Consider the following 16,085-nt stretch of genomic DNA (forward strand, 5'->3'; position numbering starts at 1 on the left):
TACTTTATTTTACCTTTGTTCTTACGAAATGGTTCATTAGTGATTCTGGATTCGATTAATCCATTTGCAGACCAGTTATCGATGGTTCTTGAGCAAGGAATATACTTGTTACTAATATTATGTTCTTGGTATAAGGGCAGAATCTCCCTTGCTATTCTTTCACTCGGTTGCTTTTCTTTAATTAACTTATTGATTAATTTAACTACAGATTTAGCAACCTCAGGGTGATCTCTATACAGTAGATCTAGTTTATTCTTTCTTCCTCTGTCACTGTAATTAGTAGATAAATCTCTATTCTCAAAAAAGGCTTTACAGCGTGCTTTACGAGATTTACCTGTAGATGGGAGGTCTATCATTTTACTAAGCTCTCTCCATCTCTCACGGTAACGCATTAATCGTGCTTCTATAGCACGGTAGGTACTATTGAATTCATGAATATTTAATACTCTATAAAATGCTTCTTTTAGCTTTATTTGCCCACAGCAGTAATTAACGATTGTTGATAGTCACTGTGTTATAATTTTTGTAGCCACATTGTTTCCTTATTGACTTTTTTTATTGACTTATACTTGTATTTTACAGCATACAAAACACAACATGGCTTTTTTCATGCCCGAATTTTTTCGCCGGTTCCAACTCCTGTTTATTTTTTACATACTCCCCACATTATTTTTTCAGACAACCAGTTACCAGCGCTTGTATTTTGGGTAATAAAGCCCCTTGCGACAGATAAAATCATAATTATTCGTTCTTTTTGCAGAATAGCTTGTTAAATATACAACTGAATTTTGATTTATCTACCACCAAGCAGAAAAAATTTATCTATCTCTAAAATTAAATGAAAGTTGCAAAAATTAAAGCACGGCAAAAGCCCCCAAGCATGAGAATCTCATACTTGGGGGCTTTACCTTAATTACTATTTTTTGTCATCCCATTACTAGAGAAAAAATAATTTGAGGACTTAAAACTTAAGCCCAAACACATAAAACCTTGCTTAACTTACAGCTCTCTTGTATACAATTAACTAACTCATGGTATTACTAAACTGATTTAACTACCGTCCTTGCTCAGCAGCTGCACTTATTGCACTTACTTTATTTTGTAAGTTCAAAATACTCAACTAGACCAGGTGGGATTTGCGCAAAACCTGTATATTGTTGATACTTAAAACCTAGTTTACTATTTGTTCCTTGTTCATAAAGTTGCTGATCTATTACTTGAGTATCATATAAAAAGTCTAACATTAAGCTTTTTACTTTATCAGCACTTACTCCAGCAAACATTTTTTGTTCAAGGAAGATTACCATCTTACAGTAATCTCCAAAAGAAACTCCAGCATCAACTCCGGCTTTATTAATTAAGTCTTTAGCAGATTTAGCTGTACATAAACGATTCTGAAAAAGGAACTTGTCATAACTTGGTAGTAAAAACTGGCCATCTTTAAACTCATAAGTAGTACCTAATTCTGGATCATTACTACTAATACCAAGTAACGAAGCATATAGCACGACAATACCATTATCCTCGGCACTTTCTCGTGTAAAAATTGGACGAGGTTTAATGTCGGGATTAATTTGTGAAGCAGCCATTAGTAAAAATACGCCACTATAATTTGGAGCCGTAGTTTGATAATTTTGCACAAACTGAGCCGCCTCGGCTTCAGTTACTTTGGGTGAGCAAGCCACTAAAGAGACTCCGATTACTAAAGCGAGTATTAAAGCACTTATTTTGCGTTTACTAGTTGTTAATGACCACATACCTATAATCCTATATTCTGTACCTAAAAAGCTAATCTAAGAAAATCTAATCTAAAAAAATCCTGCTTGATCCTATATCTCTCTGTTTTGCCTGCTGCTTAATGAACTTTAGCACATAAGTTTATGGCTTACTCCGTTTCTGAATTACTCAGTTGTGAGATTACTCTGCTTATAGATTTACTTACTTCTCGATTACTCAACTACTGAATTTTTAAACTTCAGCCAAGCAACCGCCTAACACACAAGTAACGTTGTAATACTACAGCGCAATAAGAGATTTATGACCGTCTTTATTATATAATGCGAGCTTAGAGCACCTACTTTTACGCTGGATTTTGATAGTTCAATGCTAATTTTTCGGCTGTAAGTAAGTTATTTTGTTAAATTTAACTTTCTTTACCACCCAAATGGCAAAATTTCTTACCCAACTTTACTTCTCATCCCTGTAAGATTCTCTAACTAAACTTGCTTTATACTAAAGTAGCCCCAAGTTCACATAAAAATCCTCGTACACCAACTAAGATGTACTAGGAGAATCTTTATAAACTAGGTTGATAAAACACTAGTTAACATCCTACATGGATCTTACAAAGTAATTTCATTAATCAATCATATATTTTAGTAATCTAAATCTTTCTTTATATAACTTCTCAAAGACCTCTGCAGAGCAACCAGAAGTAGGACAGGTTGAAACACTCCTATAAGATGCTAATTCTTGTCCAAGGCTTGCGATAGTTGTATCAGATCTAGAACTATCTAGCTCTTCTACTAAATTATCTATAACTAAGAGCTGTCCACCTACTGCACTTTGCATTTGTATAAAAGCAATATTTTGCATAGTGTAGAAATATAAGTTATATAAAGACTGCATTACTGCTAAAGGTTTACTATTTTGATCACTAAAAATATTATCAACAATTTTTACCAGTACTTGTTTTAACTCATCAGCTGGACAGTGATAAGAAAACGCCTCTCTACCTAAAAACTTTTGTACTTGTACGGCAAAAGTCTTTAAACCACTACAGATGCTTTTATCATCACTAGTAACTAATAACTTATTATCTTTCAATAAATTAATGGCATCTGCTTTGAGTTTGGCTGCATGTTCAGCAGCTTTCGTACTACCAATAGGTTCAGTTCTTAGAGTAGTAAAAGTAGATAAAATTTTATATTTAAGTGCAGTCTCTGCATCCGTTAACTGAAAAGAGGCTTTCAGTCTAATTTTTTGGAGATCTTTTCTTAAAGATTCTAAATACGGAAATACAGATACCTCAGGATCATAGAGTTGATCGTAAATGCTTTGCGAAAATAAAGAAGCAGTTTCTAGGTAATCACTGAAAAAAGTCATAGCCTCTTCTTTCTTCACGACTTCTTTCATAATCTATTGGTAAGGTTTCTGCAACTGCGCAAAAACATCTTTATACTCTTTAATTTGTTCTTGAGTTGCTATGCCAGCAAGAAAATCGTACTGTAGTGCATACTGTTCATTCTTACTTGCAAAATTACTCTGAACTTGTAATGCTACTTCCATCGCTTGGGCTTTAGCTTCTTTAGCATAACTAAAAAATAAGCTATAAATCAGCACAAGTAACAAAGCAACTAATTCTGAAGCACCAAAAATTTGCTGTTTACGGGATAATTTGTTTAACATTTACAATCCTATATCTATCTACCTGCGTAGTTTGACTTTAGAGCCAACCATTCATAGATTTTTAAAATCTATAATTAGGTTAAGACGATTACCATCTATGGAGTGCTAATTTTAAATGGTTCTACTTCTTGCTTACCAGTTGCTATTTATTTAGGATCAATCAATAGTTACTCTCGCATGTGGATTATCGGTTAAGTTATCAATTTCTCCTATGTAAGCATTTTGGAATGGTGCATAGTCTTTTTCATTAGTCGATTCATATCCCACATTATAAGCTGAAAGATTTGCAAACTTTTCAACTCTATTAATTCTCGAATATGCAAACATCCCTAGAATGCTAACTTTATCACCTCGTTCAATAGGACGAACTGCTAATTTTTCTATACGCTCTGGCGAAAGTTTAATACTTACAGCATCAATCTTACTACCTAAGAATGCATTTTTAAAGCTACGCACATTTACAGCATGACTTAAATCTAAAGTTACAGGCGTACCTATTTCAGCAAGTAAAAATAAATTGGTTAAATCTGCATTTTCTCCAATGAGATTTTCCAAACCTTTAATTTCATGAATTTTACTTTGGTAGAATGCTGACTCTAAATTTGTTGCGTGGATTGGAATATCAATATCTAACGTATTAAGGTATAAGTTATTAAAAGCTAAAGCATAATTACCCTTAACACATTTATTAAAATCTTCCCAATCTATAGGTAACTCGGATAACTTAATATCTAAGATTACTTGTCTACGCGCATACCAATCAATAAAAATAGCTAAATCTTCAGCGGTAAAAATAGAAGACGCTTCTTGCTTATCTAAACATTCAGCAAAATATTTTTTGATCTTTGTTTCGTTCTATATATTCTTGCTCATTTGGATAGCCACCTGATCTTCTATAATACTCTCTTAGTACACCTAAACTGATATTTCTATATTTAAAAATACTTACGCAAATTCTATAGATACTTTTGGCTACTCCTACAGCTACAACCATAGCGATAAGAGTAATGATAGTTTGGATTGATGGAAAAAACCAATCGCCTTTCCTCCAATATTCATAAAGACATAACCCTAATATAGGCAGGAATGATCCCATAATAATTAAAGGGTAACTTGTATAAATATTATATAAATCCGCACCTTTTAATTTAGGTAAATATTTTTTACCAGCGAAATATACATATACAGCACCTACAGGAGATAGGCATACTATTATATATACTAATAACTTCTGGTACTACAAGACTTATAAACACTCCTAACCAAAAGATTGTTATTGCAACAAAATATAATTCTCCAAGAAAATAGGCTAATAAAGCCAAAATTACTAAAGGAATAGTTATAATTATTAAAAATAGATAGAATGCTATATATGCGAATCCTTTACTAGATAATGCAGAAGCTTTGATAAATTCTTTGGTGTTCTGTCTATTAATTTCATTAGCAACAGTTTCTATTGCCTTTAGTTCAGAAGCAGTATACTCCCTCATACCTGTCCTTATATAAATTCAGTAAAAAACGTTTTACTCATTTGAGTAGTACTCACACAATAGTCTTAAAAAGGCTATTGCATAGTTTTCTTTAACTCTTCAAAAGATTTTTCTAACTGTTTCATGTAATCTTTTACTGCAGAACTAACTAAGGCTGACAATTTACTTGTCAGCCTTTGTATATATGGTGGGGCTACACGGTCTCGAACCGTGAACCTTATGATTAAGAGTCACCTGCTCTACCAATTGAGCTATAGCCCCAAATCGATTCTTACTGTTAGCAGTATAGCACTTAGAGAATTAAGTATTCGTGATTAGCAAAAAGTTGTGCAAAAGTATTTTCTTTGTTTCCGTTCAGACAACCTTTAGAGAACTGTAATTTAGCCTTAAATTTAAGCTCTTAGCTTAATTTAAAGAAGTCATTTTTACTGCTAATACGCATCAAGAAGTTACAGGGTTTTTGAGTGAAATACTCAAGATATAGCTCTGAATCTAACTAAGAGCATAAAGCTTTTTCCTCCACAATATATCGTGATCTCTATAAATAGAGTAATTTGTACTTTTTGTGTGCGGTAACAAGTGTAAAAAAAATCCAAGAGTTTTTAGGCTCTTGGATAAAAAATTACTTGTATATCTACGTATAACATACGTTTGCTTATTATCGTACTTAATTTAGAATATGAACTCTTCACCATCTTAGCACTAAGTACTAAATACTAAGATTGAACCTGTAACTGCTTATTGTCAGCTATTGCTTTACATAAGCTTCAATGGCTTTACCGTTTAGATCCGCAGCCGTTAGCGGCGTCCAAGTAAAGTTTAGTTTATTTTGTTGTGCTTTCTCGTACTCACGTTCGCTTAAATGTTTACTTAAAGCTTGAGCATTTACCGTGTAAATTTGATCACGAGTAAAAGCTTTATCAAACAGTTGATAGTAGAAAACGGTTTTCTTACAGAACTGTTCAATATCTTGAGCTGTACTTGCTAATTTTTCCATTTGCGATGGATTATCTAAAGCAATTTCACAAGTTTGGGCAAAGAACTCCCAGTGATTAAAGTTTCGAGCTTTAAACTTCCCATCATCAACATCTACTTTACCAAAGTTATTAATACCGTAATAGAATGCCGGTAAAGTACGTTCAATGATCGTTTGCGCTTGTTGTACTGGTTCAGCTTCATTAACCGAACTAAAACCTAAAGCTTCGGCTGCAAAGTACGTAAAATTCCAAGCTAATGCTTGTTCTTGATAGATTTTGTTAAACTTTTTAGCATCATCGTCGGAAATACTTGTGCCACCACAGCTCACTAAAGCTAGAGCTAGGGCAATACTGCTGGTAATCCCAGCTGCTTTTACAAATAAATTATTTTTTAACATTGAGTCTATTGTAGAAAGAAAGTTAAGTTAATCCTTCCTCACTCTGGCGCGAGGGAGTTTTAATGGTCTCTTAACTTTACGCTCGTATTTCTCTACATCATTCGGAAAACTATATTTAGTCCTATTATGCTTAGTGCAAGTCAACATTTAGAGTTAGTGTGAATTATCACTTACTTGATAATTTGTAAACCCTAAAGTAGCATGCGTAGAATACGAGCAACTAATAAAGTAAAAGTTGGGCGCTTTTAACTACCGTTATTAGCCTTTGCCGCTTTTGCTTTCCCCAAATTCGGTAATCTTTACTTACATAAAATAAAGATCGAGCTTAAATAATTGAAGTATCCTTTAGACAAGTATTTTGCTCTAAAGTGGGCGGATTGACGAAAAAATTTTATAAATTTTTTCAGACAACTAAACTTAAAAAGCAAAAAGCTTTTAGTTTTCAAGAGCTTATAGAAAATCCAGTTTGGATCTTTGACGATTAGTTTTACCTATTAATTTTTTAAAGTAAAAGCTTATCTTACTAAAGTGATATCTCACCTTCTTAAATTAAGCACTTAATTTAGTAAAGAGATCAGATCTACTAATATTAGTAAAGAGATCTACTAATTTAGCCAAGAGATTAAGATTACTTAATTTATAAAGTTGTACCTTAAGACTGTGGTTGTCTATTTAGAACGTGTACCTCAATACAGTCTATTTTAGAATGAGGTAAAAAAGTTAACAACAAAACTAATCAATTAAGACCCTAGCTATTGCTATGGTCTTAATAAATCATTATTTGTTCGGACTTTTGTCCTAACTATTATAGGCAGTTCTATTCATCACTAGAGATGACATTATCATCACTTGGTTGCGTAACGTGAATCCACAGATCATCGTCTTTTACGTGTTGGTAATTAAAGCCCATTTTACCACGCTCAATATCTTGCCATTCTTCTGGGCTAAACTTATTGCGATAGATATCCGCAATTACCGATTTAATTTGATCTGGAGTAAATGGTTTAATGAACAAACTATAGTAATAGTTAGTGTTGTCACAAAATTCTAATGCGGCTTCGTTTACTGCTGCAATTTTGTGCTGTAAAGCGCCATTGCGTTTAGCAATTAAACAAACCTTATGCGCAAACTTAAAGTTCTTTAACGCAGGAGGATTAAACTGATGATCAACTATTAAGTTAGCTTCTACATCTGGAGCATTTAACATCATGTAAAACATAATTACGCTATTAGGTTTTACTGTATCTCCAGGTAAAAGTTTACCTTTACCTAAGTCGAACATATTGTAGAGAGTGTACACTGATCCCCAAGCTTCTTGGTATTTCGTATAGATCAGAATAAACTTATCAAATTGCTCTGAACTTACTTCATTTCCGGTGATTTTATAAGGATCTTTATCTTTACAAGCAGTTAGCCCAAAAGCTAACGCTAGTCCAAGTAATCCTACCAACCACAGACGTCCTATGTTCCGTAAAAAAGTCATAAATTTAAAGTATCTTAAGCCAAGATAATTCTTCCTAAAAAGATCTCAGTACTTAAGTCTTAACCTATATATAGTAAGGAGATAAGTCGAACTCTATTCTTAACTTATCTAAAAAGAGTTAAATGGAAATATTTTAGGCAGCAAATATATTTATCTTGCTTGACCCACGTAAATTATAGCGACATAATGAAAAATTTCCAGTGGGGCGCATAATTTGATTTTGGTAAGCTGTTGAAAAACACTCTACAAACTCGATACACATGCATGCAAAATCTACAATCTAGTCCTTACTTTTTGTAAGGGAATGCTGTGCTTGCCCATGAGATTATTAGATTTCACCTACCGATGAGATTATTAAACTTCCTTTTAACTTTTTTAGCTCTTACATACTCCTCATATATAGGCATTACTAATGATATCTACACTTTATTAACGGTATCTAGACCTAGCTAATGACCACAAGACTTTATTAATTGATCTCTATACAGTTAAAGATAGCTAAAACTATTTTAAAGACAGCATTCAGACTGCATGCAGACACAATACTGCATGATCATGGTCTTCTTAACTCTCTAATTGCGCAGCCGTTTCTAAAGGAAGTAGAGGATTTTCAATAATTACTTTTTGCCAGAAAGGAACTTGCATCAGTAGAGGGAACTTGCCATTAATAATCGGTAAATTCTCTAAGGTAAGACTTTGTTGTAAGACGTTTTCAACAATTAGTTGCGCTTTTAAATTTTTAATTTGACTTGGAGTTAAAGAATTATAAAAGTTCTTATTAATATAGGTAATTACGGTACAAGCATCTGCAGCTTTAGCGTAAACAGCCTCTAGTTTGACTAAGTTTTCAGTTGCTAAATTTCCAGTACTTGCTTTAGCGCAAATAGGTTCAATTGCCAGTATAGCTTCTAGTTGTACCATGGCACTATCACTATAAGCTAGATTAATTGCTTGCCAAGTTAACTCTAAACCTGTAGCAATTTCTTGCGCTCGTGCATCTTGAGTACCTAAACCTGAATTTTCTTGACTTAAAGTATTAGTTGCTGCGCGTGTATAGGCATACAGCATAATCTGCTGTTGATAAGCATTATCTATATGCTGTTGAAAATAGGTTACTTGGGCATCGGTGAGCGCAGCTTTAGAATACAGATAATATCGCATCCCAAATACCCCCACGATCCCCGCTAGCATAAAGATTACTAAGTGGATTAAAAGACGTTTACTAGTCATAACTATAAGTGCGTAAAGTTAATTCTTTATCTAAAATATCTATCCTCTTACCTCGATATGACGATGTAAGCTTGTTTAGGATTGCTATTTTAGCACTTAGCTGTATAGCTTGCCGATTTTTCATACAGTATCTTCTGCTCCGACAAAAATTTCTTCTTCCCCAACTAAGATGTACCATATGATCCCTATCCAATAACTACGGCTACACTTTCCTTACAAAAACAATCCCAGAAAATGTCAAAAATACTACAGGATCAAAATCCCTAAAAGAGCTAAAAGCACTACCGACATTAAAAGAACTACAACCACGAAAAGCACTAAACGGCTAAACAAGCTAAAAGCCCAAACTGCTAAAAGTACTACACTTCTGTTCACTTTGTGTAGCGACAAAAAAATCCCCTTAACCTCGATGTAAAACATCAAAGTTAAGGGGATTTAACTAAATTGTAGTCTATCTTTTAAGCAAAGATACTAGCTAGAGCATATTGGCAATAATTACTATATCCATGTAAGGGTAACTATTACCATCTAAGCCCTTACTCCTAATTGTAATTATTAGGATAGTAGCGACGATACACTAAGCTATAACTCTCGATTGCTTTTTGGCTATAGAGGTTTTCAACTACTTTATAGAAGCTTCCACCTAAATAAGCCATACCTTCTAAAGGTACAATCTGGTTAGCAAAATCAATACCATTCCAATAATATGGACTACGATAGATATGTGCATAAGGACGATCAGGCATAGTTACTTGCGAAGTGTAAATACTAAACTTATCGTAACCTAAGTGGTGACGGTAAATCGACCAGTTAGATAATAAGCTATAAGATTTACTTTGCCAGTAACCTTGCATCATGTACTGCGCAAAATCTAGGTAGAGTGGTAAGTGATCTTTTGGTAGCATTTTGAAGAATTTCAAGAATGCACGTGGCAATTTAGATAAGAGTTCACCTTTTTTATCTATAAACGCTTCATTATTACGTAAAGCATAGAGAGCAAAGGCGTTGGTTCTAAATGGCGCTGGTAACTCCACAAATACTTGCGGAGATAGCGTATCCATACGCACATCCATTGGCATTTCCCCATTAGCCTCTAAGCTTCTTAGGCTTGAGTATTTATATAGTTCTTCAACGCTTTGTTTAACTTGAGGTAGTTTAAATTTATTCTTGTTAAAACGAGCGCTAATTTCTTGTTCTTGTGCTTTTAGATCCGTAAAACGTTTAACAGCATAGTTATAACTGATTAAGAATCTTTCATAGTAGTGATCAAAGTCACCATGAGAAAGTACTTCTTTAACTAGACTGTAATCTAAGTTTAAGCTTACAGATAATAACCAACTAATGAAATCTTCACTATGTTTTTTATTATCGTAACTTGCAAGAGACACTAAGTTAACTATATCTTCAAAATTCACTTGAGCATCAATCTCAATCTTACTCAGGTCAACCTGTTGTGGGCTAACTTGAGAGTTCGATTGAGAATTTGTTTGCTCATTAGCTAGATTGTTAAGCGAATCGTTATCTTGACTATTAGCTTGGGCACTAGCTTGCTCGTTTGCTTGTGCAGCATTTGCGGCTTTTGTCTGCTTGTTCGCTTTATTTTTGCCTTGAGGGGCATTCGCTTTAGAAGCAGGATTATTGCCTTGAGTAGGAGTTAATTGGGCTACTATCTCCTGCGTATGAGCATTAACCTTATCTACAAACTCTTCGTGCTCAGCACTTGTACCTTGTAACCAGTTATTCACACCAGCTAAACGACGTAAAGTGTGATAAGCACTATTTAGACGTTTAGGTGGGATCTTCTCTGGATTAATGTCACGCGCTAGACTATGGTGCAGAGAGTACATATTCACTAGTTTAGCTAATAAACCACGGTTGTTATAACCAGGAATATCCTCATTGCCTTTGAACGTTTGGTGCATCATGTGTAGAGCTTGTTCGTATTCGCTATAACACACAGTACCATACAGGTGTTGATTACGAGGATCATAATCAGCTAATTGAGTATTAATCACGGCTGCGGCATTAGCATCTAAACCAGATAATCTGATTTCAAAGAGTAATGAAAGATCAGGATTCAGACATGGTTTAGTAACGCGTCTTACCTGATAGCCCGTAAGAGTACGATCGGTCAACTCTATACGGTCTAAGACTTTACTACCAGGAATGGTTGGTTGATCTTCAAGAATACCCATTAGTTCGATATTAATATCAGCTCCCAGACTATGCTGTTGTGCTGTTACGATATCATCTAAGTCATGACCTAAGTTTTGCGCAATTTTAGCAGCTTCATACGCTAGATCTGGAGAGCTAAACTCTAAACGCTCGGCATAACTTTGTTGACGATTTAAGAACATATTAGCTAATTGTGAACCTGAAATTAGCTCACTAAAGAACTCAAGTTCGTCATCATCACCAATAGTTAGTAATTGCGAAGCATATACCGAAGTACTTTCTTTGTTAGGTTTTGCACTCTCAAGAGCAATGCTTGGTGCTGGTTCAGCATCAGGTTCTGGAATAATAACCTCTTGCTGCTCAGCAACTAGTTCAGCTGCTTGGCTTGGATCTTGTTTAGCTATACGTGCGGCTCGAGCTAAGGCTTTAGCAGCTTCGTATTTAGCTATTCTTTGTGCAAGATCGCTGCCTTGCTCGTTATTAACTAGGTCATCAACTTTAGCTTTAACCGCTTGTTCCACCTGTAAAGATGCACTTAAGTATTCAGGACCATCGATAGCAAACATGGTCTCTAGTACTTCTTCGTCCTCAACTTCGGCATTCTCTTGCTCATAGATTACGCGAGCTTGAACTTTGGCTAAATAGGTTGAAACATCTTTTGGATTAAGTGAAGCAATAGATTTGTTGTACGCTTCGTATGACAGTAACTCTACCATTAATTCAGTTAGGGCTTGAGTATCATTAATTAACTCAGCATCTAGTAATTCACGGTTGAGATCTGGATTAGCAGCCACAGCAGCTTGGATATGTGCAACAAAGTTATCCGCTAAAGCAAAAATATGCTCTTTTTCACTTTCAAGGGTTTGCTCGATATCCTCAAGAAGTTCTTGTTTATTGAGCGCAAATTTACCACGCGTACGCATTAATGAACTACGCTTGCGAATAAATTTCTCAAGCGGATCTGCTTCGTCCATAGCTTGGGCAATAGTACCACGTACTTCCTCATCCTCACTTGCGCCTAAGAAATACTCACGAATCTGATCAAGATACGGTTTAATTTTAAACTCCTCAAAGCCACTCATTGGCGGTTTGAGTTTAGTATCTGATTCATCTAAGTATTTAATTACTTGTTGGACAAAGATCTGATCTAATTGCGCGAGCGTATGTAAGCGTTGTTCTTGTTCATATTCAGCTTGCGCTACTAAAGCGTCAAACTCTTGCTCACCAAACTCAGCACGACGTTGCTGATAAGCTTGACGTACTTGGTGGAATGGCGTATTACGTGTAAATGAGAAGTGCTCATCTGGGTTCTCTGCGCGACGTTTCTCACGATAAGCAAGCAGTTTAGCACGGAAGTACTCACGTTGCTCTGCGTCTTCGATGTATGACAGATCAAGATCATCTTCGTCAAGCGTATCAAGATAATCCGCATGAGCTGCCATACGAGCTAGAGTAACAAAGAGTTTTGAAGCTTTTTCTTTGTCCCAGTCTGCAGGATCAACAGGAAGATCTTGGAGCTGTTGCAGATCAGAAAGATGCGCAAATGGAGCAAGAACAGTTTCTTGACTCTGATCTGTGCTTGCTTGTGCTTCATCACCAGTAAGGGTTAATGTACTTTCTGACGCACTTGCTAGCTCGCTAACACGAGCGCGGTCTACCGTACTTGCAGCTTCTACTTGCGCTTGGGCTGCTTGTACTTTATGAGCAGAATCTTCTGGCGCTCCTGCACTTACATGTTCTACTTCACTCGCATGTTCATGCGCCGCTGCTTCCACTTTACTTGCTAACTCTTCGGCCAGTTTTTCTAGTTGAGCCAGAGCTTGATCATTCAGTGGCATTTGAGCGTCTTCGCCATCGATATGTAACTCGTATAACGGAATATCTTTATCGATTAAGCTAATCGCACGTAATGCTTGACTCTTGTCCTGTGCTAAATCCATTTGCAGTTCGTTTAACTCTACAGCTAAACTTGCTGCTAATTCGGCAACCGATTTTTCATCATCAAGCTCAGCAGCACGCTCTTTAGCAACCGTGGTAGCAACAACTTCATGGGCTTCTTGATTCTCTAACTGTTCTTCAAGAGCTTTAGTTACTAAAGTATGTACAGCATCAGTAACTTGTTTGCTTGCTTCGCTATTACCAGCTAAAGCGGTAATTACTTGCTCTACATTCGTAGCAATATTACTACGTAAAGCACGATAACGCGCAAACTCGTCTTCGTACGATACCGGAATATCATAACGCGCTTTCTCTAGACGTAACTTGAGGTCTTCGAGATACTCTACTCCCCCACCATTAGTTACGCTAGGGATTGCCACTTTAAACTTACTTTCAACTTGGCAAGAGGCAATAATGCGTTGGGCAATTAAGTAAGCTTGTACTACTTGTGGCTGAGCAGCGAAGTTAGGATGAGTTTTAAGTAGCTCTTCACGCTCTTGCTCTATGCGTTTTGGTAGATTCCCAGTACGAGTAATGATCTCGAGTTGCATTTGCAGATAGTCAGCTGTTTGCTGATTTAGATTTTCTGCAGCCGCACTTCTTTCTGAACCCTCTGGGATGTATTGCGTAATATAACGCTCTACTACCGTTTTATTACCTTCGTATTGTGTTTGACTGTTTTGATTTAAATCAACTAAATGGATTAAGGTAATAAGCGGATCATTAGTCATCCCTTTATCACGCATTAGCGCTTGGGCTGGATCTAGCTCTGGCTCAATATTTTGCTGTTCTTTGAGCTTGATCTGTTGCATGATCGCGTTTAATTTATCGCCATACTTCGTTTCAATTGGCTTATCTGATGCCAGACGTTGCTCTTTGAAGGCTTTGATTTGCTCTTGCCCATTAGCTGTACCTGCTAGATGCGCAAGTAATTCTTTATTTTCACCGATTTTAGCTTGACTCTCAAGATGTTGCTCGAGTAACTCTTTACCATGCACTGGAGTTTTTGCTTTCATTTGCTCTTTTACTTTTTTGCCACCTAGATGACGCATTAAGTCGAGCATGAGGTTTTGTGCTTGGTAAGTGATTTCACGAGCTTCTTGCTTAGTATGACTATATTGCATATGCAGCAAGTAATCTTGTAAGCTCAGCAGATTACGCATTACTCCCCACGGACGTTTGAGTGTTCCCACATCGGTAGTTAGAGCAGCATTTAAGCTATGCTGGAGCATTTGTGAATGTAAGAGCTTAATAATATGACCGGGGAAGATCAACGGATCTTGACGATCAATCATATCTTGATCCTGATACGTTTTGCTAATTATGTCACAATTAACTCGCGTATAGAACTCAACACCCTGTTTCTTCTCAATTCTATTGCCATTTATATCACGTTCTAGAAGATATCGCTTGTAATCTACTTTTTGTTTAAGATTTTGGAACATGATATCCGTAAAATCCCAGAAAGAACGTAGTTCACTTGCTAAAGCACGCGCTAGTTCGATGTCATCTGGTTCATCAGCCAGAATTTGCATATAATCTTGCGCTAAATCTTCGCGTTGCTCGTAATATTCAGCTACCGAAAGTGCTTGCTTATCTTTTGGCGTTACTTGCAGATTTTGCGCTAAAGTATAAATCCAACGTAAACGAGCTTCAGGAGCGCGAGCAAAGACTTCTGGTAAGTAAAGAGCAGTAATTTTGCCTTCATTTACTTTGGCGTCTTTGAACTCAGCAAATGATTCATCATAACGGAAGTAGTAAGGTTCTTCTTCGGCTGTCACTTGAGGCGCTAGTCGATCTACGAAGTAGCGAATCGTAGTTACCTCTTCTAACCAATCTTGAATTGGTGTTAAGAATTCAATTGGTAAGTAGTGAACTAGCATGTATTTTAAATGATCTAAGAAGAGCTCACTATATGCTTCTTCCATTTTCTCTAAATGTTCATATACCGAAAGTTCGGTAAATACATCGTAATATAAACCTATGTTAACGAGCAGGTTTTTTAGCACTCCTAAATCATGTTCGAGCGTCGCTTTTGCTTGCTTAAAGTCAAAAAAGCGAGGATTTTCATAATGATCAGGTTCTAAACCTACACCATAATAAGGTTTTAACGTAGCACGCGGATTTAACGTGATATCTAGAGAAACTTGTACGTAATGCCAAATTGCAGGGAAGAGTACTTTACTTATCTCTTCATTTCCTAACTCATCAACATCGCACATTAGATCTATACACGAACCCCTACTTGCGCTTAGATATACAGCAATTGCTTGCTCAAGATAAAGTGTTGTTTGTTCAAGAGCAGTTGCATTCTCACTAGGTACATACAATGCATATGCTTTGAAAAGATTATCAAGATCAGTACCAGCTTGTTTATGCAGAGCTAGAAGATCAATAGAAATATCTACTAATAAGCGCAGATTTGGTTTTTTCTTTAAACGACGAAGTGCAGCACCTTCGAAATATTGCTTGTAATCACGATCAACAAGTGGAGTTACTTGTTGTTCAGCAGCAATAAATTGGGCAACTTGTGCTGTGAACTCATCTTCTTTACCTAAAGCTTGCGCCGTTTGTTTAAAGGTTGCAAGATCTAGCTCTGGAGTTACAAGCGTACGTTCAAAGAATACTTGTTCTTGCAATTGCTTATCTAACTCTTCCATTGCACGTTGACGAATTCTCTTGATCTCTTTTTGTGGATCATTGTCTTCTAAGCTTTCTCTTTCCTCATAGTCATCGAAGTCGTCATAGAAGTCGTCATCGAAGTCGTCATCGAAATCATCATTGAAGTCGTCATCGTAGTCATCGGCAAAATCATAATCTCGATCATCCGAATCATCTGCAAAATCATAATCTCGATCATCCGAATCATCTGCAAAATCATAATCTCGATCATCCGAATCATCGGCAAAATCATAATCTCGATCATCCGAATCATCGGCAAAATCATAATCTTGATCATCCGAATCATCAGCAAAATCATAATCTT

11 protein-coding genes and 1 tRNA gene are annotated in these 16,085 nt (G+C 36.1%); all 12 read right to left on the reverse strand.

What is annotated here, in order from left to right:
• The coding region (locus CKF58_RS04860) for a hypothetical protein (RefSeq protein WP_147397215.1) at positions 1 to 392 on the reverse strand (392 nt) is incomplete at its 3' end.
• 702 nt (positions 393 to 1,094) lie between these two features.
• The gene (locus CKF58_RS04865) at positions 1,095 to 1,757 is read right to left on the reverse strand and encodes a hypothetical protein (RefSeq protein ID WP_119531540.1); all 663 of its coding nucleotides are present in this window, start codon (positions 1,755 to 1,757) and stop codon (positions 1,095 to 1,097) included.
• A gap of 601 nt (positions 1,758 to 2,358) precedes the next feature.
• A complete protein-coding gene (locus tag CKF58_RS04870; protein WP_147397216.1) occupies positions 2,359 to 3,135 on the reverse strand; it encodes a hypothetical protein in 777 nt (258 codons plus the stop codon).
• 3 nt (positions 3,136 to 3,138) lie between these two features.
• Entirely contained in the window at positions 3,139 to 3,408 is a 270-nt protein-coding gene (locus tag CKF58_RS04875) for a hypothetical protein (RefSeq protein WP_119531544.1), read from the reverse strand.
• Positions 3,409 to 3,564: 156 nt separating this feature from the next.
• Positions 3,565 to 3,963, reverse strand: coding sequence for a hypothetical protein (locus CKF58_RS04880; RefSeq protein WP_119531546.1), 399 nt, complete (start codon positions 3,961 to 3,963; stop codon positions 3,565 to 3,567).
• 268 nt (positions 3,964 to 4,231) lie between these two features.
• Positions 4,232 to 4,504: a hypothetical protein gene (locus tag CKF58_RS08410; RefSeq protein WP_119531548.1), complete on the reverse strand. Its 273-nt coding sequence runs from the start codon at positions 4,502 to 4,504 to the stop codon at positions 4,232 to 4,234.
• Between the two features lie 67 nt (positions 4,505 to 4,571).
• Positions 4,572 to 4,898, reverse strand: coding sequence for a hypothetical protein (locus CKF58_RS04890; RefSeq protein ID WP_119531550.1), 327 nt, complete (start codon positions 4,896 to 4,898; stop codon positions 4,572 to 4,574).
• A 185-nt stretch (positions 4,899 to 5,083) separates the two neighbouring features.
• Positions 5,084 to 5,159 (reverse strand) — tRNA-Lys (locus tag CKF58_RS04895).
• Positions 5,160 to 5,646: 487 nt separating this feature from the next.
• Positions 5,647 to 6,273, reverse strand: coding sequence for a hypothetical protein (locus CKF58_RS04900; protein ID WP_119531552.1), 627 nt, complete (start codon positions 6,271 to 6,273; stop codon positions 5,647 to 5,649).
• 817 nt (positions 6,274 to 7,090) lie between these two features.
• On the reverse strand, positions 7,091 to 7,756 hold the full coding sequence (locus CKF58_RS04905) for a hypothetical protein (RefSeq protein ID WP_147397217.1): 666 nt from the start codon (positions 7,754 to 7,756) through the stop codon (positions 7,091 to 7,093).
• Positions 7,757 to 8,320: 564 nt separating this feature from the next.
• Complete coding sequence (locus CKF58_RS04910) at positions 8,321 to 8,986, reverse strand: hypothetical protein (protein ID WP_119531556.1); 666 nt, start codon at positions 8,984 to 8,986, stop codon at positions 8,321 to 8,323.
• A gap of 542 nt (positions 8,987 to 9,528) precedes the next feature.
• Positions 9,529 to 16,085: hypothetical protein (locus tag CKF58_RS08415; protein ID WP_119531558.1), on the reverse strand; the 6,557-nt coding region annotated here is incomplete at its 5' end.

The organism is Psittacicella hinzii (assembly GCF_003585935.1).
Taxonomy (GTDB): Bacteria; Pseudomonadota; Gammaproteobacteria; order Enterobacterales; family Psittacicellaceae; genus Psittacicella; species Psittacicella hinzii.